This is a genomic window from Paenibacillus sp. SAFN-054 (assembly GCF_051966755.1).
Taxonomy (GTDB): Bacteria; Bacillota; Bacilli; order Paenibacillales; family Paenibacillaceae; genus Paenibacillus_AQ.
The window spans coordinates 25,837-44,619 of sequence record NZ_JBQCKS010000002.1; the positions used below are offsets into that span (position 1 = coordinate 25,837).

The 18,783-nt window shown below is 53.0% G+C and carries 17 protein-coding genes; 2 read left to right on the forward strand and 15 right to left on the reverse strand.

All coding sequences use genetic code 11. The features are described from left to right. Nucleotides 1-7: 7 nt before the first annotated feature. Nucleotides 8-1,231: an amidohydrolase family protein gene (locus tag ACTHPM_RS11615; RefSeq protein WP_440396202.1), complete on the reverse strand. Its 1,224-nt coding sequence runs from the start codon at nt 1,229-1,231 to the stop codon at nt 8-10. Nucleotides 1,232-1,378: 147 nt separating this feature from the next. Here ACTHPM_RS11615 and ACTHPM_RS11620 point away from each other — a divergent pair, with 147 nt between their 5' ends. Then, on the forward strand, nt 1,379-2,278 hold the full coding sequence (locus ACTHPM_RS11620; protein WP_440396201.1) for a LysR family transcriptional regulator: 900 nt from the start codon (nt 1,379-1,381) through the stop codon (nt 2,276-2,278). Between the two features lie 74 nt (nt 2,279-2,352). Here ACTHPM_RS11620 and ACTHPM_RS11625 read toward each other — a convergent pair whose 3' ends face one another. From ACTHPM_RS11625 to ACTHPM_RS11690, 14 genes are all read right to left on the reverse strand, one after another. Next, a complete protein-coding gene (locus tag ACTHPM_RS11625; protein WP_440396200.1) occupies nt 2,353-2,910 on the reverse strand; it encodes an NADPH-dependent FMN reductase in 558 nt (185 codons plus the stop codon). 84 nt (nt 2,911-2,994) lie between these two features. Next, entirely contained in the window at nt 2,995-4,407 is a 1,413-nt protein-coding gene (locus ACTHPM_RS11630) for an MFS transporter (protein ID WP_440396199.1), read from the reverse strand. A 165-nt stretch (nt 4,408-4,572) separates the two neighbouring features. Next, nucleotides 4,573-5,157, reverse strand: a complete 585-nt coding sequence (locus ACTHPM_RS11635) for a TetR/AcrR family transcriptional regulator (protein WP_440396198.1) — start codon at nt 5,155-5,157, stop codon at nt 4,573-4,575. A 154-nt stretch (nt 5,158-5,311) separates the two neighbouring features. Beyond that, entirely contained in the window at nt 5,312-6,211 is a 900-nt protein-coding gene (locus ACTHPM_RS11640; RefSeq protein WP_440396197.1) for an SDR family oxidoreductase, read from the reverse strand. Nucleotides 6,212-6,677: 466 nt separating this feature from the next. Then, nucleotides 6,678-7,358 carry an N-acetylmannosamine-6-phosphate 2-epimerase gene (locus tag ACTHPM_RS11645; protein ID WP_440396196.1) on the reverse strand — a complete coding sequence of 227 codons (681 nt, stop codon included), beginning with the start codon at nt 7,356-7,358 and terminating at the stop codon, nt 6,678-6,680. Nucleotides 7,359-7,372: 14 nt separating this feature from the next. Further along, complete coding sequence (locus ACTHPM_RS11650) at nt 7,373-8,296, reverse strand: dihydrodipicolinate synthase family protein (RefSeq protein WP_440396195.1); 924 nt, start codon at nt 8,294-8,296, stop codon at nt 7,373-7,375. A 19-nt stretch (nt 8,297-8,315) separates the two neighbouring features. Beyond that, nucleotides 8,316-9,194, reverse strand: a complete 879-nt coding sequence (locus ACTHPM_RS11655; protein ID WP_440396194.1) for an ROK family protein — start codon at nt 9,192-9,194, stop codon at nt 8,316-8,318. 22 nt (nt 9,195-9,216) lie between these two features. Beyond that, a complete protein-coding gene (locus tag ACTHPM_RS11660; protein WP_440396193.1) occupies nt 9,217-10,059 on the reverse strand; it encodes a carbohydrate ABC transporter permease in 843 nt (280 codons plus the stop codon). 10 nt (nt 10,060-10,069) lie between these two features. Then, entirely contained in the window at nt 10,070-10,945 is an 876-nt protein-coding gene (locus ACTHPM_RS11665) for a carbohydrate ABC transporter permease (RefSeq protein WP_440396192.1), read from the reverse strand. 133 nt (nt 10,946-11,078) lie between these two features. Next, the gene (locus ACTHPM_RS11670) at nt 11,079-12,485 is read right to left on the reverse strand and encodes an ABC transporter substrate-binding protein (protein ID WP_440396191.1); all 1,407 of its coding nucleotides are present in this window, start codon (nt 12,483-12,485) and stop codon (nt 11,079-11,081) included. A 45-nt stretch (nt 12,486-12,530) separates the two neighbouring features. Further along, nucleotides 12,531-12,998, reverse strand: a complete 468-nt coding sequence (locus ACTHPM_RS11675) for a YhcH/YjgK/YiaL family protein (RefSeq protein ID WP_440396190.1) — start codon at nt 12,996-12,998, stop codon at nt 12,531-12,533. A 257-nt stretch (nt 12,999-13,255) separates the two neighbouring features. Continuing rightward, nucleotides 13,256-14,458: a response regulator transcription factor gene (locus ACTHPM_RS11680; RefSeq protein WP_440396189.1), complete on the reverse strand. Its 1,203-nt coding sequence runs from the start codon at nt 14,456-14,458 to the stop codon at nt 13,256-13,258. Beyond that, nucleotides 14,433-16,235, reverse strand: coding sequence for a sensor histidine kinase (locus ACTHPM_RS11685; RefSeq protein WP_440396188.1), 1,803 nt, complete (start codon nt 16,233-16,235; stop codon nt 14,433-14,435). The genes ACTHPM_RS11680 and ACTHPM_RS11685 overlap by 26 nt, the downstream gene beginning before the upstream one ends. 200 nt (nt 16,236-16,435) lie before the next feature. Beyond that, nucleotides 16,436-17,284 carry a C40 family peptidase gene (locus ACTHPM_RS11690; RefSeq protein WP_440396187.1) on the reverse strand — a complete coding sequence of 283 codons (849 nt, stop codon included), beginning with the start codon at nt 17,282-17,284 and terminating at the stop codon, nt 16,436-16,438. A gap of 618 nt (nt 17,285-17,902) precedes the next feature. Here ACTHPM_RS11690 and ACTHPM_RS11695 point away from each other — a divergent pair. Then, nucleotides 17,903-18,682, forward strand: a complete 780-nt coding sequence (locus ACTHPM_RS11695) for an alpha/beta hydrolase (protein WP_440396186.1) — start codon at nt 17,903-17,905, stop codon at nt 18,680-18,682. Nucleotides 18,683-18,783 lie beyond the last annotated feature (101 nt).

Here is an 18,783-nt window from a genome sequence, read left to right on the forward strand (position 1 = left end):
TTGCAGGTCAGTTACCGTAGACAAGGTTCCCTGTATAAAAAACAGCTTTGCGATTGGCCCTTCTCGCCACGGCCTCCGCCGAGCAGCTCGCTTCGACGAAAACCATGCTTGCGTCATCCCCGATCCGGGGCCACACCCGCTCTCCTTCCGGGCTCAAAGGCGTGACTCCGCCGGTAATATACCCAAGAACCTGTCCCAAAGCGCGTTCATCCGCAAGACCAAAGCGCTCCGCCAGAATTCCCGCCTTCTCCAGCATGTCGCCTTTGCCGAATGGAGACCAGTGATCCGTGATGCTGTCATCTCCAAGAGACACGCGTACTCCCCGGGATCGAAGCTGCGGAATCGGTATCGTCCGTCCGAGCGGCACCGACGAAGCGACTGATATGCCAAGGCTTGACAGCCTGTCAGCCATTTCGGCGGCTTCCGCGGGGCTCGCATCCGCCAGCGCAAGCGCATGACTGAGGGTAACCCTCCCTTGCCAGCCTGCTTCTTCCGTCAAATCCGCCAGCCGCTGCATCGTGAACAGGCCCAGATGTCCACCGTCATGCAGATGAATGTCCACGCCTGCACCGGCTTCCACGGCAAGCTCCATGATCGTATGCAGGGAGCGTTCGATATTCCCGTCCACCGTAGCCGGATCCACTCCGCCGACCAGCGAGGCGCCGCTTCGCAAGGCTTCACGCATGAGCGGCACCACCCCGTTCTTCAGCAGGCCGTGCTGAGGAAAAGCGACGATTTCGATCGACGCCCGTTTCTTGTAATCCGTCGCTGCTGATCGCAAAGCCTCCAGATTGCGGAGCCCGATGACCGGATCGATATTGCAGTGGCTTCGGATATGGGTTGTTCCGGCTCCGATCAGCAGATCGACCAGCTTGCCTGCCCGTTCTCTTGCGAATGGCAGCAGCCGCGGCAGCAGCTCCCTCTCCTCTTCCAGCCTTGTGAAAATACCGTTCGCCGGAATGCTTGGGGCTTTCCACGGCCCACCGTAATAAGTTTTATCCAGGTGAATATGCATGTCCCGGAACGATGGCAGCATAAGGTAACCCTGCATGTCCTGCTTGGGCAGCCGATCCTCCAGAACCGCATCGGCACTGACGATCTCCGCTATTTTACCGTTCATGACCTTCATGTGATACAGGCCGGTTTGCGTTGCCTCCACAGTCCCGTCGCTATGACATAGGTAGCCTATTTCCAGCCGGACCTGTGTCAGCCAATAACTCTCATCCTTCATTTTCCATGCGTCCCTTCGTTTCAACGATCTAAAGGATTGAACACTTCACGCTCTTCACGGAAATATGCTACCATGGGACCATGTATATGAAAAATATTAATAATGTTACTTTCGATAAGGTTTTACATATAAAAGGAGGCCCGCTTTATGGATATCAGGCAGCTTCGGTATTTCATCGCGATCGTCGAGGAACGGAAGATCTCTGCCGCGGCTCAAAGGCTGCATATGTCGCAGCCTCCGTTAAGCCAGCAGCTGAAGGCGATGGAGGAGGAGCTCGGAACGGTTCTGGTCGAACGCAGCGGCAAGCTGCTGAAGGTGACCGAATCCGGAAAGGCACTGTACCGGCATGCACTCCTCATGACGCAGCTGATGGATGAGGCGGTTTCGGAAGTGAAAGAGGTAGGCAACGGCATGAAGGGATCGCTTACCATCGGCATCAATACGCTCTCTTCCGCCTTCCTCCCCGGACTGCTGCATCGGTTCAAAGAGCGATATCCCCATGTCACGTACAAAATCCAACAGAATGAATCTTCGCGGCTGTGCGAACTCGTCAAGAACCGGGTGCTGGAGCTTGCGCTTATCCGGCTGCCTCTGGAGCTGGACGACTTTTCCGTCCTTCATTTGCATGCCGAGCCCTTTTATTTCCTGACAAAGGATGCCCTGCCGGATGCCGGTTCAGAGGTGCAGTTGACCGATCTTCGGGATCAATCGCTCATGCTTCCCAGCACCGAGGGCCTGGGCGTGCATTACGTCATTCTGATGGCCTTCTCCGCCCAGCGCATTCAACCGAAAATTATCGCCGAATGCTCGGATATCCCCCTGCTGCTGCGTCTGGTTTCCTCGGGTTTTGGCGGAGCCATCGTACCTGAAACGGTGATCGCCCAAATGACGACAAGTGCCCTGCATGCCTATAAAATTTCCGATCCGCCGCTGTCCGCCGCGACCGGTTTGATCTGGCTCAAGGGCCACCATCTGTCTGCTGCCGCGCGCCATTTTATAGAGCTGATCCAGCGATCCGCTCCCCTGGCTGAAGGTAAGCTTGTCTAACCGACGCTAGACGGCGTACTTGTTCACACCAAAAAACACGCCGAATCCCGGCGTGTTCTCCTTATAAGATCGTTCTATTCGCGCAGTGTCTTAAGCGCACCGCTCCAAGCGATCAGCTGATCCAGCATCCCTTTCAGCGCGCCTGCCTGGTACGGGGCCGGCTTAAGCTCGGAGTAATTTTCGAAGTCGTCCCTGAACGTCAGCGCAACCTGCCCGCGCACGACGGCCAGCATCAGCTCGGCGGCAATTAAACGGAGGTTCTCCGAAGCGCGTATACCGCCCCCGGCTCCGTAGCTGACGATTGCCGCCGCTTTATTGTTCCATTCACGATACAGGTAATCGATCGCATTTTTGAGTGCTCCCGAGATGGCGTGGTTGTACTCCGGCGTCAGGAACACGTATCCGTCAAACGATTTGATTTTGTCGGACCAGGCGATCGTGTGCGGCTTCGTATATTGGCCTGAGGCCGCACCCATCGGTTCATCCAGCAGCGGCAGGTTGTAATCGGCGATATCCACGATCTCAAACCGGGCGTCCTCGCGCTGCTTGGCGAGTTCATACACCCACTCTGCCACGGCGGCTCCATTGCGGCCCGGGCGCGTGCTTCCGATAATGATGGCGATATTCAACATATGTTTCTCCTCCTCTTCCTCTTTCAAAAATAAAATATGGGCTGTGGCGTAAACCTAGAACTCCTATCAAATCATCCTGTGCTTTCAGGATCTTCCCTGAGGAGGGGCCGATACCAAACCGGCAGCCGGCACAGGGGATCGCTCCGTTCTTTTCAGATACAGATGACCCGCGATTAAAATGACGATATGCACGAAGGCAAGCACCAAGAAAATATTCGAGTAAATCAAGCCCCCCGGACCGGTGGTATAATTCAGCGGGTTCCATTTGAAGCCTGCGCCCATGTCGATGACCTTTCCGCTGACCGCGACGGCAACACTTCCTGCGATAAAGTTCATCATGGCGAACATTCCCATGCCGACCCCGGCCTGTTCTTTGGGAAGCGTTTTGGAGGCCGAACTTGCAAGCGTAATGTTCATAAAAGACTGGCCGACGTTGCCCAGAATCAGGATAATGGCAATCAATATCGGAGGTGCCCCGGCAAAGATCGACATCAGCGCAAAACAGGAAAGCAGCAGCGCCGAAGCGATATGGAACAGGAACGAGACGCCGCGGGCATCGGCTACTCTGCCGCCCTTTTGCCCGAGCAGGGCCGAAGCGATCGCAGCCGGAACCAGGGTCAGGCCGATCCAGCCGGATGACAGCCGCTGCTCCTCCGCCAGCAGCAGCGGGCTCAGGAATATTAAAGTGAATGAAATGCCGGTTAGCAGAAACGTCGCCAGCAGGTAGACCATGTACCTTTTGTTTTTCAGAAGCAGCGGCTGAATGAAAGGCTCCCGGACCGAGCGAATACGCAGGGCGAACAGGATGAATGCAGCGACACCTCCCGTAAGGAGCAGCCACTTCTCCTCCGACAATCCGAATAACAGCATGCCCACTCCGGCTCCGAGCAGGATGGCTCCTGGCCAGTCGACCTGGCCAGCCGCTCCCTTATCATCATTCAGATACCTGCGATACCAGGGCAGCAGGAGCAGAGACAGCAGGGGAATGCAGAACAGCCAGCGCCAATCGGCCACGCTCGCGACCAAGGCGGATACGACAGGGCTCAGCGCGTTTCCGATGGCCAGCCCGACCGCGGTCATGCCGAGCGCAGTCCCTCTCTTTTCTACCGGAAAATAGCGCACGGGGATCAGTGTCGATGTTGCGGGAATAACGGCGGCTCCGGCAGCCTGTAGAGCCCTGCCGGCAATGACCATGCCAAACGTGGTGCTGACGAGGCCCATGACGGATCCTGCGGCAAACACGAGCAGTCCGACGGTAAGCAGCTGCTTCAGCCTGTATTGATCGGCAAGCTTGCCATAAATTACCGTTCCGATCGCGTAAATCAGTGTGTACACCGAAGTCATCCAACTGACCTGCGATAGCGTCAAATGAAACTCCTCACGGATTTGCGGAAGCACGACGTTAAACATGCCGGCGCTCATCACCGATATGACCAGCGTGCAGGCCAACAGGCGGATCAGCTTCATCGCTTGATGCGATTGCTCTACGGATATCATGTTCTTCGTTCCTTTCATCATCAAGGATGACTGTCAGTACAGACTGACATATATATTAAAAGAAAAACGTCTGTGGCGACGTGTTTCTGTGCTGCTGCAAGCTTTACATTTGGTTGTTCTCCCGGGATCATCTATCGCGGAATCGGCCCATCTTCGATGCCTCGATCAAGGTGTCCACGCCCGTGTAAAGATCCGCACGCTCTCTTCGATAAATGCATCCAGCGTCACGTCGGGAAAATTCTCATCCTTCTCCAGCTCATTCAAAAACGCGCCGAAATGCATCATCAAAAAGGACAGCGCCTGCGTCTCCGGATGACTGAGGTTCATTTGTCCCTTCTCGGCCATCTGTACGAAATAATCGGTAAGGAACTCCAATAATCGGCGCGGGTGCTGCTGCGTCTGCTGGCGGATGCCCGGCAGATTCGCTTCATCCTTCAGGCTGATCAGGATCATCTTCCGGTTCCGGTTCATGAGGTCGTGATACTTGCGGGTGATCAGCAGCAAATCGGCATGCAAATCCCAAGTGATCTGGTCTTGAAAGAGCTTTGACATTTCTTCAGTATAATGAAAGCGTTCGAAGGCTTCGTCAACCAGCTTGCGCTTGCAGCCGAAATGGCGAAACAGCGTCTTCTCGCTCACATTCGCCGCGGCGGCAATCTCCTGCGTGGTTACCCCGTTATAGCCCTTCTCCGCGATTAGATCGATAGCGGCCAATAGCATCTTGTCATGATTGCATAATGTGTGTTCCATCTTGAAAATCATCTCCCAGGCAAATATGACAGTAAGTACTGACAGTCACATTGTATTCCAGAAAGTTCCACACGTCAATGCCAATATCCAAAATAAAACTGATCCCGGCATGACGGCAAGGATCAGCTGCATTGTCCCTTCGCTTATGCTAAGACTAAGATTCCACCATCTCTCCCCCGCCGACATGAAGAATCTGGCCAGACACATAGCCGGAATCGTCGGAAGCCAGATACACGTAAGCAGGCGCCAGCTCGAACGGCTGACCGGCCCGCTTCATCGGCACCTCCGTGCCGAATACCTTAACCCGTTCGGCGCTAAAGCTCGACGGAATAAGCGGCGTCCAGATCGGACCCGGGGCCACCCCGTTTACGCGGATGCCTTGGCCGACGAGATTCAAGGACAAGGAACGCGTGAACGAAACGACAGCTCCTTTGGTCGATGAATAGTCGATCAGCGTCTTCTCGCCCCGGTACGCCGTGACGGACGCGGTGTTGATAATGGTGCTGCCTGCCTTCATATGGGGGAGCGCGGCTTTGACCATGCGGAAGTAGGATAAAATATTCGTCTGGAACGTATTTAGCAGCTGCTCGTTCGAAATGTCCAGAAGGCTCTCCTGCGGAAACTGTACGCCATGATTGTTTACGAGCACATCCAATTTTCCGAATGTTCCGATCGTTTGCCTGATAACCTCACCGGGGGCTTCGTCGGCTCTCAAATCGATGGCCAGGGCCAGGCAGCGCCTGCCGAGCTGCTCGATGCGCTGCTTCGTCTCCATCGCATCCTGATGCTCATCCAGGTACGCGATGACGATATCCGCGCCTTCCTTTGCGAAAGCGAAGGCAACAGCCCGCCCAATCCCGCTGTCGCCTCCGGTGATCAAGGCTATTTTGCCGCGCAGCTTGCCAGAGCCTTGATAAGCCGGATTTTCCGATATAGGCCTCGGTACCATCAAATATTCCATGCCGGGCTGGCGAGACTGGTGCTGCGGCGGAAAGGAAAAGGGGACATTTTTGCACTGCACTTCCGAACCATAGTAGGGGTAGCTGGGATACATGCTGTCAGATGCTCCTTTCTTCACACTTGATGATTTAACGATAGGAAGCCAGCGGCCCTGTAAAATATACGGGATGAACGATTGCTGATGTCGGCACCCCACTTAGTACGGCGGATCGACGGACTCTTGCCCAGCGCGCGTATATGTCTCCTTCATTCGATCTTATGGTCCTGTTCTCTCCCTGGGCCGCTTCATTCTTCATGGATATGCAGGGGCCGCTTGACTCTATTCTCCAAGGAGCTATCCGAAGGACACCCCTCGTCTGCTCTGGATGAAAGGCTCCTTCTTGCTGCTTTAATCCGTGGGCGACCGATGAAAGCGTTCAAGGGTTTTAAATCAACAATTCACGCTGTGAATGCATAAAAAAAGCCGCTGACACATTCTCTGTGTCAACGGCTTTATCCCTATGCGCGTCCGATTCGAACGACCTTGCTTGCTCTATGATGACAATCTTAGAAACCTGGCCCTACTTCTGCGCAGCCTGCACGAATCTCGCCGTGATTTCTTTCGGTCTCGTAATCGCACCGCCTACGACGGCCGAATAGGCGCCAAGTGCAAGGCAGCGGCCGTACATCTCAGGTGTAATGACATTGCCTTCCGCAATGACCGGAATGCCCACCTCGCACAGAACCTCTTTCAGAAACGCGAAGTCGTTGTCGTACAGCTTCGTGGTCGATGTGTACGGCGTATAGCCGTGCAGCGTCGTGGATACGCAGTCAAAGCCCAATTCCTCCGCCATGACGGCTTCTTCAACCGTGGAAATGTCCGCCATCAGCTCCACCGACGGATTTTGTTCCCGGCAGTAAGCTACAAGCTCAGCCAAAGTCTCCCCATTGGGACGGGTGCGCTTCGTGCAGTCCATCGCGATCATTTCGCAGCCGCTTTCGAGCAGCTCGCCGATTTCCTTTTTCGTCGCCGTAATGAATACTTCGCTATCCGGATAATCGCGCTTCACAATTCCAATGACGGGCAGCGGAACCTCCTGCTTGATCGCAATAATGTCTTCCTTGCTGTTAGCCCGGATGCCGACTGCGCCGCCTTCCAAGGCCGCCAAGGCCAGCTTCGACATAATGAACGAGCTGTGAAGCGGCTCATGCTCCAGCGCCTGGCATGATACGACAAGTCCGCCTTTGATTTGTTCGATCATCGCAGTACGCCCCCTTATGCCCCGGCCGTGTATGCGGCAACCGTTTCTTCGATTTCGCGATTCAGCTCTGCAAGCGTTTCATGATGCTCCGGGCGCACAGGCAGCAGCGGCAGGCGAGGTTCACCCGTCTCGATACCGCGCAGGCTGAGGATGTATTTGCAGGCTCCGTACAGGGACGGGTAGGCCAGCAGCTTCTTGATGATGCCGTTGATCTTCGTTTGCAGCGCCTGCGCCTCTTCGATGCGATTGTCCTTGAACAAGCCGTTCAGTTTCACGAACAACTCCGGCATTACGCCGTATGTTCCTCCGATACCGCCGTCGGCACCCATGATGCGGCCTGCAAGAAACTGCTCATCCGGTCCGTTGAATACGAGGAACTGGCTGCCGCCGGTCTCCTTATACTGCTGAAGCTCAAAGGTGCTTTCCCCGGACATTTTCACCCCGATGACCTTGTCCTGTTTCGCCAGCTTGGCGAGCAGGCTTGTGCTGAGCGTAAAGCCCGTCGTCTGGGGAATGTTGTAGATGATGAACGGCAGGTTCGTGCTGTCAATCATGTGCTGCCAGTGGGTTTCCACCGCCGCTTCCGGCAGACGGTAGTAAATCGAAGGTACCGCCGAAATGATATCCGCGCCGCACTTCTCCGCATGCTTCGAAAGCTCCACGGCTTCCCGCGTCGAGTTCGCGCCGACATGCACAATGATCGTCAGCTCGCCCTTCACTTCTTCCATGACCGCTTCAAGCACCTGCTTGCGCTCCTCCGCGTTCTGGAGTATGCCCTCGCCGGAGCTGCCTCCGACATAGAGCCCTTTAACGCCTTTGCCTACATAATATCTTGCGAGTTTCTTTACACGGGTCCGATCCACGTTGCCTGCTTCGTCATATGCCGAATACATTGCGATATAAATGCCTTGATATTGAGAAACGATGTCTGTCGTCATTAGGTATGCACTCCATCTCTTATTTAAAGTAAGGATAAACCGCGCCGTATAAAGCCGCTTTATTGCCGAGCTCTGCCGTGACAAGCTTCGTTTGGGAAAAGCCTTCCGGCAAATATTCGGCCACATGAGCTTCGATTTGATCCAGTAAAAATTGTTTCTGTTCCGATACGCCTCCGCCGATGACGATGACCGAAGGATCCGCGTACAAAACCATTTCCGCGATGCCTCTCGCGATCTCCTCCGTCCAGCTGTCAATCAGCCGTATGCATGCTTCTTCACCCTGTCTGGCCCGGTCGAACAGCTCGAAGCCGTCCCCGGCGAAGCCTTCGATCTCCTGCGGCGCCCGTTTCATCAAAGCGGACATCGATGCCCGCTGTTCATACGTGGTGCCTGTGTGTTTGTCATATAAGCTGTGTCCGATTTCACCTGCCCTGAAATGGGCACCTTCTACAATCTGCCCGCTGCTGAACATGCATCCTCCGATGCCCGTCCCCAGCGTCATGCAGAAGAAGTGATCCTTTCCGCGGGCAGCGCCCTTCCACCATTCGCCGCGGGCGGCGGCATTCACGTCATTGGCTATCGCGACGGGGAGGCCGTAGCGCTCCTCGATCCGCTTTTTCAAATTCGTGCCTTTGTAGGAAGGAATAGTCCCTCCGGCGAAAATAATTTCGCCGCTGGAGGTATCGACGACTCCTGCCGTGCTGATCCCGACGCCCCGGATATCTCCGTACTTGCTCATCAGGCTGTTCATAATGCCGGAGACGGCCTCGGGAATCCGGATGCCTGCATCTCCTGCAGGCGTCGGAACCTTCTGATGAAAAACGATTTGCGCATCCGGGCCGAATACGGCTGCCTTGATCTCCGTACCGCCCACGTCAATGCCTATGATATGCTCCATCCTCTTAACCCCGCTTGTATCCTTATTCCTTCACGGCACCGCCTGCAATCCCTCTTGTAAAGTATCTTTGGAACAAGAGGAAAATCAGAAGCATTGGCACGGCCGCCACGGTGGCACCCGCCATCTTGTATGCAAAGTTCGGATTCAAATCCTGCATCAGCGTGGCGATGCCGACCATCAGCGTCTTCACGTTCTTGTCCTGGCCGATGACGAGCTGCCACAGATAGTCGTTCCATACCTGCACGAAGTTCAGAATAAACAGGGCGCCGATGCCCGGTTTGATAATTGGGAGCAGGATTTGCAGAAACGTTCTCGTTTCCCCGGCACCGTCGATTCGGGCCGCCTCCCGGAGTGCATCCGGCACGCTGTCGAAGAAGCCTTTGAGCAGGAATACGCCGAAAGCCGTGGCGACGTTGGGCCAGATCATGCCCCAAAGCGAGTTCACCATGCCGAGGTCCTGCGTGATCCGGAACAATGGAACGATCATAACCTCTTTGGGCACCATCAGACTTGAGATAAAGACGACGAACAGCACGTTTTTACCAAAGAAATTCAGCTTGGAAAATGCATATGCGGCCATCGAGCTGGCAATGACGACCAGAATGGTGCTGACTCCCGCAACGAACAGGCTGTTGAGCGTCCAGCGTAGAGCCGGTTGATTATTGAAAACGTCGACGTAATTGCTGAACGAGAATGTTTTCGGCCACCAGTCCGGCGGCATTTTGATGACATCGGAACTGTTTTTGAGCGAGCTGGTAAACAGCCAGTAAAGCGGAAACAAATTCAGCACGGCGAAGACGATAATGATGATATTCGAGACAATATCGTACTTCTCTCGTTTTTTCTTCTCTTTCGTTTGAAGCATGATTTATCCCTCACTTCTCCTTGAACATTGCTCTGAGCTGCGGAATGGACAATAACAGCGTGATCAGGAACATGATGACGCCCACCGCGGAAGCAACGCCCAGCTGGTTATACTTGAACGCGTTGTTGTAGAGATAATACATCATGGTGACGGAAGCGTTGTTCGGACCGCCGCCCGTCAAGAGCTGGATGACGACGAAAATTTTCAGCACAGCGATGATGTTAATGATCGTGATGTAAATCGTGGTCGGCTTAACCAGCGGAATCAGGATCTGGAAAATGACCCGAACCCGGCTCGCCCCATCGACCTCGGCCGCTTCGAACAAATCCTTCGGAACGCCGATCATCGCCGCAATGTATAGAATGATCGCCTGACCGACGTTGGTTGCGAATGTAACAAATATGATCACCGGCAGAACCGTGTGTTTATTGCCAAGCAAATTGACGATCGAAAAATCCATTTCCCTTGCCGCATACGAAATGAGACCGTTGGCCGGATTCAGCAGGAACCCCCAAACCATACTCATGACGACCATGGAAACCATGACAGGGATGTAATAGCTCCCCCGGATAAACGAGACGTATTTCGCGTTTTTATCGAAAACGGAGGAAGCGACGAATATCGAGAAAGCGACTGTTAGAAGAACTATGAATACAACAAATATAACCGTATTGTAAATCGACTTGAAGAAGACGGGATCATGGAACAGCGTCACGTAGTTGTCGAAACCGACGAATGATTCCTGATTGAATTGTACCTTGTACAAACTAAGCCTGATGCCTTCAATGATCGGATAGACGATAAAAATCAGGAACATCAAGAATTGTGGCAAAATGAACAGATAGCCGGTCACGTTTTCTTTCCAGTGATAGTTTCTCAGTTTCATGGTTATCCGTTACCTTTCCAATCCGGATTCCTCTGCCGCCGCTGGCCGGGCCGCAAGCGGCAGGGACCGAATCTTGTTTATATGTCTGTATTATGCTGCGTTTTTCTTGCGATTGTGCAATATGCCGATGTTATTACTTTTTGAAAATAACCGAGCTTTCCTTGGCTTTCTGAATGACCGCATTGCCCTTCGTCTGGTAATCCTTGACCGCTTGGGCAGGCGTCTTCTCGCCGATGAACATGGCTTGAAGCTCCGGATACAGCACTTGTCTCAGCTCGCTGTATCCCGGTACGTTGCCCGTGAAGTTGAACAGGTTCGCGGCATTGGCGTCATATGCGGTGAACAAAGGATATTTGTCCTTGAATTCGGCCGCTACCGAGCTTCTTACCGGAATACTGTTCTTGGAGGATTTCACAAGCTCCGGATCGGTAGAGAAGAACTTCACGAAATCTTTGGCAACCTGTGTTTTCACCGCGTCTCCGGTTTTGAATACCGAAGCACCGATCACGTACGTGAAGGAAAGCGGCTTTCCGTCTGCGGACGGAATGTTGGCAAGGCGGACGTCAAACTTCGGTGCTTTGCCTGCTTCCATGTCGGACTTCGAGTTGTTGAACAGCACCGGATTCGTGAAGCTGATGGCCAGCTGCTGGTTTTGGAACATGGCGTTGGCATCGTTCGAGGAAACCGATTCCGCGCCCGGATTCGTATAGCCTTCGCTGTAGATCTTTTTCAGCCAATCGGCTGCCTTGACGCCATTCTCGTCATCTACAATGATGTTGCCTTGGTCGTCAAAGAACTTGTTGCCGAACATCCGGAGGTAAGCCAGGTTCCATGTGTCGCCCTGATTGTTCAGCGCGTACAGCCCCATAGGGTATGAACCTTTTGGCAGCTTGTCTTTCAGAGTCTTCAGGATGTTGTTGTAATCATCCATCGACCAGGTTTTGATTTCGTTCTCTCCACCGACGTAGCTTTCAAGGCCAGCGGCTTTGAACATATCGGCGTTGTAAGCCAGCGTGCCCGGATTATGGGCGAACGGATAGAAGTACACTTTATCTCCGAAGGTTACGTTATCCCAGTATTTCTGGTCGATATCCTTCTTGGCCGCGTCGTCGACGATATCATCGAGCGGCTCCAGTGCTCCGCGGTGGACATAATCGCCCATGGCGAACACGCTTTCAAAGAAGATATCAGGTGGTGTGCCGCCATTCAGGTTAACATTCAGCATTTCGTCGCGCTGATCGCCTGCAATGACCTGCACGTTCACTTTCACGTCTTGCTTGTCATACTGCTTGGAGAATTTATCTGCGGCATATTTGAAAAAGCTGTCATAATCCGCATTTTGCTCCGAAGCATCCAGTACGCCCTTCCACTGTGGAGTGAGCCACAGGTTCAGCTCCACTTTATCTTTTTTGCCGGAAGAGCTGTCACCGCCGCTGCTGCTGCTCTCTGCCTCTTTCTGGCTTCCGCCGGAGCAGCCAGCCAAAAGCGACATCAACAGAACAAGCGCGGTAGTAGCCGAAAACACACGTTTTTTCAACATCGAATAATGCCCCCTTTAAAATCTTGTTGTGTGCTAAAAAAGAATTTAAAACAGGTTATGATTGATCTTGATGACGACCTTTCTTACTTCGGATGGCTCCGTCTCGGTCAAGCCCGGCCGGTGAATATCCTCTGGCTGCAGAACCGTATACATCCCCGGCGTAAGCCGGATCATGGACTCCCCGTCAAGCTCCGTGTACAAGGAATAGTCCTCTTCCGGATTGCTCTCAAACGGAATCGTCTCTTCATTCTGCAGCCGCCAGCCGATGAGCTCCTCTCCCTCAATCACGTAGTGGATGTCGAGGAAGCATTCATGTTTCTCCGCGGATTGCATCGAAGCCGGCTTGGTTTGGATTCTCGAAATGATGGCAAACATGTCTTGTCCCCAAATCGGATATTTCCCTTCTTCGAGAAGCCTGAAATCCGTGTCTTGCAGAAAATCTACCGCCTTGCGCAGCACCGGATGTGCCAGCTCCCGCTGCGCTGCCCAATGCTTCAAAGATCCGACGATCATGCTGTGGAATTCCTCCTTGCGGCTGTATTCAATAGCCTTTCAGGACTTGCCTTTGAGTGAAAGGCTTATAGGTAAAGTATAGCCGCGAAGAAAATGATCCAACAGGAACAAAATTATCAGCTTTATATTCAAGATTTTTAAAACGCTTACATGGAGCTGACGCCCGCATTCACTTTTTTAGGATGGAATGTTCACTATTTTTGGATGGGTGACAAAAACAAATCCTCCTGCGGATGCAGGAGGGTCGGATAAGCTCGCTATGCTTTCGTTTTCTGGTATTGCGAGCGGAATTTTTGCGGGCTGGTCCCCTTCATCTTTTTGAAAATGCGCCCGAAGTAGTTGATGTTCTCGTAGCCGACCTGCTCGGCAATCTGGTAGCTTGGAAGGCTTGTTTCCATCAGCAGGCTCGTTGCCTGTTCGATGCGCATCGTGTTGATCCAGTCGGTAAAGCCCATGCCCGTCTCTTTCTTGAATATCGTGCTCAGGTACGTTTCGCTGATGTTGATCCGTTCGGCTGCTTCCTTCAACGAAATATCCCGGGTGAGATTGTCCTTCAGGTAGGTCAGCAGCGAGTTGATATCTTCGCGGGATGTCATCTGCATGCCCTGCTCCATGATGCCGGACTTCGCCTTGGCGAAAGCGGCGGGAAGCTCCTCCCACGAAGCGAGAGGCCCGGCCATATCGGCCCGCAGCGTAATACCGAGCAGCACCTGTGCCGCACTCACCAGCCCGCTGATCTGCCGTCCCAAATCCGGCAGCTGCTCTTCCGGCACCGCCAGCAGCGCGGCGATGTCGCGGCTGTCGAGCGCAAGCGGATGGCTGTCCAGCAGCGCTTCCAGCTCGGTTTGGACCAGATGCTCGAGCAGCTTCATGGCAGAAGCCTCCGGACCCCCCTCACGCGTATGAAGCACATGAAGGAGAAGCAGGATGCCGTGCGGCCGAAGCTGAAGCCCCCCGGGCACCGCTGCATCCGCCGGGTTCCCTGTCAGAATGCTGCGGACGCAATTCGTCACCTCATCCGGGCGCGAATTCCGGCTCTCAGCCGGCTGAGCGTCCTCCGGCTGCGCCTTCTTGCTGCCGCGCCCGATTTTGCCTGCGGACTCCACCAGGATATTCAGCAGCTCATCCGGCTTCATGGACGTCTTCAGCATATAATCCTCGACGCCGAGCTTCATCGCGCTGCGGACATAATCGAACTCATTGTGGCTGCTCAGCACGATAATCAGCATGCTCGGGTATTTGGCCCTTACCTGTTCGATCAGCTGCAGACCGTTCATCCGCGGCATCACGATATCCGTGAGCAGTATGTCGGGAACGTTCTGCTCCATCAGTTCCAGCGCCTTTTCCCCGTCCGGGGCATCCCCGATAAATTCGAAATCATGCTTATCCCAATCGATCAACGACTTGATTCCTAAACGTACCAACAGTTCATCATCAACCAGCATCACTTTTAGTGTCATCGCCAATCCCCTTTTGAACTTTTCTAATTGGCAGCCTGTATTCTACGGTGGTCCCTTCATCCGGTTTGCTATCTATGCTGAGCCCATAGGCATCGCCGTACTGGAGCCTGATTCGGTCATGGACATTCTGGACGCCGATCCGTTCCGGCATGGGGTCCGTCGAGCCCACTTCGAGCCTGCCGCGGATTTCCATCAGCTTCTCCGGCTGAATCCCGGTGCCGTTATCCGCGACACGGAGCACGAAATCATCCTCATCATGCCATGCCTGAATGGTGATCAAGCCCATCCCTGTCATGCTCTGCAATCCATGCACCAGGCAGTTTTCAATAATCGGCTGCAGCATGATATTAATGACCTCCTGGTCCATCAGCTCGTCCGGAACGTCAATATTAAGAGATATTGTATCAGCATGGCTCATTTTCATCAAAGCCATATAATTCTCGATATAATCCAGCTCCTGCCGCAGCATGATCAAGCTGCCTCCCCGGCCGATGCTTCCCTCCAGAATGCCGCCCAGGTTCGACAGCATGTCTCCCACGTCTTTGTCGTTACGTATATACGCCATCCATTTGATATTGTTCAGCGTATTCAGCAGAAAATGAGGATTGATCTGGGCCTGAAGCGCGCGAAAGCGCATGTCTTCCTTCTGCTCGTATTCATCCTTCACCCGTCCAAGCAGTCCGCGTATTTTTTTGACCATTTTATTATAGGTCTCGATCAAGGAGGCAATTTCCTGCGGACCGGTCACGGCAATGTTGGAGTAGAACTCCTTGTCCTCCAGCTCCCTCATCTTTTTGCGGAGCAGCTTTAGCGGCTTGGAAATACCGTACGCGATCGAAATCGTGATAACGGAAAAGACGATAAAGATCGCGAAAAAGATCAATAAGTTCGCTTTGCGGATATCGAAGATCTCTTTGAATACCGTGTCGTATGGTACGATCTGAATGATCTTCCAGCCGTTGATGCGAACCGTATCATAATTGACGATCCACTTCTGTCCCTTTTTCTCGATGATCTGCTGTCCCCGCGCGGAATTCCATACCTTCGGCATGTAAGCCTCTTTCAGCAGGCTGTTCCCGATCTGCTTCTTGTCGGGACTGGAGACGATCGTTCCGCCGGTGTCCACCAGATAAGTGTTGCCCTCAAGTCCGCTCAGGTATTTACGGATATCCTCCTCACGCACGCTGAACACGATCATGCCCTCATTCTTGTTGGTCTGCAGCTCCGTTATCGTCTTTACCAGCGTAATGATCGGCTTCCGGTCGGCGTACATCAAATCTTTGTTGTTGAACATCCATTTCAGCTGATAGGGCTTCTTCATCATTTCCTGGTACCACTCAGAATCCAAATAGCCGTGGAGAATCGGATCGAACATATAGCTTGTGCTGATCCAGTTGCCTTCCCGGTCGAACAGCGTGACGTACGAATTGGAAAAGTAGGAGCTGAACAGCCGGTTCAGCACGGTATCGTTCAAACGGAGCTTCTCGTACTTGCTGTAGGCATCCGGGTCCTTGAGCAGCTTCGTTATGCTGGGATTGATCGTGATATTGACGGAGGACTGCAGCATCTCTTCCAGAAATAATTGAACGTTGAAATTCACCAGGTACAGCGCGTCCTGTGCGGAACGGCCGATCTTTTGCTCAATCACCTTTTCCAGAGGCTTGTCCATAAAGTAGAAGGTCAATAGAAAGGGGATAATCAGAAACAGCAGAATGGAGTAAAAGATTTTGTTTCGGATCGAATTCAAACGGCTCCATGTTTTTTTCAGGTTTCCCATCGTACTCGCTCCTTAAGGTGGCTGCTGACTGAACCATGGTGAGTTGTAAGCGATCTCAAGCTAGATTTCAATTATAGGGTCAGTATATCATTTTACGCAAGTACAGATGCGTCCATCCTACCTCAGAGCGGTGGCTTTATTAGGAAAAATGCGAAAAGACCGGGGAGTCTCCCGATCTTTTCTTGATCAAGCCTTGTCCGTTACTTCAGAACGCTGCCGCCATACATGAAGCGGTTTTTCCATGAATTCGTAAAGTCGGTAACGACGACGCCCCCGGCTTTCTGGGAATACGTATGCAGGAGCTTCCCGTCTCCCAGATACAGAGCCACATGCGTGATCCGCTGCTTGGATTTATCGATGCCGCTGTATGCCGAGCTGCTGGAACCTCTATAGCTCATGAAAAAGACAAGATCGCCGCGTTTCAACTTGCTCGAAGAATACACCGGGCTGCGGTTTTCCTTGATCCACGAGCCCTGTTGCCGGGAATCCGCAGGAAGTGTAAGACCAGCGCCTTCCTTAAAGATCTGGCGTATAAAATCGGAGCAGTCGAACGTCTTCGTCGTATTGCGGTCGGATCCGTATTCATACGGCGTTCCCAAGTATTTCATTCCGGTCCGCACCACTTTTTCAATGGCCGCCGAAGCCGATTGAGTGGGCTTCGAAGCAGATGAGGAGCCGTTATTTTGCGAGTTCGAAATTCCAGAAGACGATGAGCCTGCGGAAGCCTGTCCGACGCGAATATATTTACCGTTCGTGCTGATATATCCGGTTTTGCCTGCCGCGGTTTTGATTTTATAAAAATAAGCGCTGCTCTTCTCCAGTATTTTTACCTTCTCGCCTGTTTTGACCAATCCGAGAACACGGCTGGACAAGGAAGGCTTGTCTCTTAAATTTACCGATGATTGAATGACGCCCGTCTGCGAAGCTGAAGCCGATTGCACGATGGCACTAGAGGCTGCTGCATGTGAGGGAGATGGAAGAATGACGGCTGCCGACACCGCTGCGGTAATTGCCAGACTGCCGAGCAGGCTTTTCTTGATGTTAATCATGTTGTTCCTCCTTTAAAAAATTACAATTTTGTAACCTTAGAGATATACTTCTGCCAAAAGCAGGATAGCTAGCATTCTATGTCCCTCATTATCTCAAAGCTGAAACATATTTGCATAGGGCTTTTTTCGCGGAATTCCGCTCCAAATTATGGGTAAATGTAGGTCCTTGGTCCTTTTTATCCCTGGAATATGGATTCATTGGTAAAATTACGATTTTGTCATTTTTCTGTGTTTGTTCCCCCAAATCCAACAAGCACATCTGGATCGATGCGCTTGAAGGTTGGGGTGCCGGACGTGATCGAAAGCGGCCTTGAGCTGCCGCGAACCCTCCTCTAATGACTGAATCCGAATGGTTAACCGGCATGAATTGCATCGATAGACTGTCCTCAAGAAAAATAAGCCAAGCATACTGCAGCTTGGCCACGGTTGATGGTACAATGATACGCGAAGCGGTATGTGCCAGTAGTTGACGTACTACACTTTACACCTTGAACAGCCTGCTTACCCATGACGTCTCGTCAGCATGCTGACTGATTCGCAGCAGCTTTCTCGCACCCATGAGCCATCATTTACTTGCACTATCTCGGATTCCCATCGATGGATTAGGAGGAAACACGTATGATTCAAGTTTCTCACAGCAAGGAAGTTTCCGGGAAGATTACTTCTCCGGACACATCTCTTCTCACCTTGTATCCGGCTGAACACCACGGAGGGGAAGCCCTTCCCTTTATGCTCGTCCTGCCTGGCGGAGGATACCAGATGCGGGCCGATCATGAGGGCGAGCCGGTCGCCAAATGGTTTAACAAACTGGGCATGCATGCAGGGGTCCTGCATTACCGTCTTGAGGACACCATTGATCCGGATTCGCTTATTCAGGATGTCGAGGAAGCGTTAAGCTGGGCCCGCGATCCGGAGGATTCCTTCGGGCTTGCCATGAACCCGAACCAGATCGGGATGATCGGCTTCTCCGCCGGAGGGCATCTTGCCGCAATAACATCCGTGACCGGCAAGACAAAACCGGATCTGTTGATCCTCAGCTACCCGGTGATCACGTTTGAAGAGGACTATACGCATCAAGGCAGCCGCTCTCGCTTCCTGGGCGAGGATGCCAGTGCGGAACAGATTGCCAGCTACTCTGCCGACCAGCGCGTGGACGGCCGTACCCCGCCGACATTCCTGTGGACGACGGCCGATGACGGCGCTGTGCCTGTGGAGAACAGCCTATACTTCGCTGCAGCGCTGTCCAAAGCGAAAATTCCGTTTGAACTGCATGTATTCGAATCAGGTCGCCATGGTCTCGGTCTCTCAGAAGACAACGAGTCATGCCGACAGTGGCTTGACTGCTGTGCCAATTGGCTGCACGGCCACCGTTTCGTCCGTAAGGATATGCAAAAATAAAGTTTCTGACCGCCACGCTTGCCATTGACCGATTCCCGATCGGTAGTTTTCGATCCTCGTCACAACGCCCTTTCACAGAATGGCAGCCAATCATGCCATTC